This window comes from Microbacterium sp. 05N427 (assembly GCF_056397105.1).
This window is the reverse complement of record NZ_JBFTMT010000038.1, coordinates 1-423: the sequence shown is the minus strand read 5'-3', so window position 1 is coordinate 423 and position 423 is coordinate 1. Positions and strand designations below refer to the sequence as shown.

1 protein-coding gene is annotated in these 423 nt (G+C 60.8%); it reads right to left on the bottom strand.

Going from position 1 to position 423, the window contains the following annotated elements; translation table 11 throughout:
- Positions 1-398 (bottom strand): hypothetical protein (locus AC1DG4_RS19535; RefSeq protein WP_477420586.1); only part of this gene is annotated, 398 nt, incomplete at its 3' end.
- Positions 399-423: the final 25 nt, after the last annotated feature.

Sequence of the window (423 nt, the reverse complement as noted above, 5' to 3'; positions counted from 1 at the left end):
AACCCGGTTCCTGGTGGGGCGTTCAGCGGCATCTGGAAGTCCACGCTCATCCGTGCTGTCGCTCCCTGCGGCAACTGTCGCGGCAGATCGCCGACGATCTCCATGTGGTTCGCGTCGCCTTTCAGATGACCGGCATTGACCGGGTCCGGCGCGCCATCGAAAAGGAATGGATAGGTAAGGAATCCGTACTGCTCCGCCGTGGAATCCCAGATCTTCCCGGGACCGTATTCGCACGGGATGTTGGCACCACAATTGAGGTGGTTGAGCGTGCTGCTGATGCTCACTGGCCAGATGTCGGTGTCGCTGTTGTTGGTGATCGTGTACTCGAACCGGATGATATCCCCCGGGTACACTGGCTTCCCATTTCCCGGGGCTGCGCCTGTGGTCAGGTCCGTCACTGTCCCCGTCGCAGTGAAACACCCC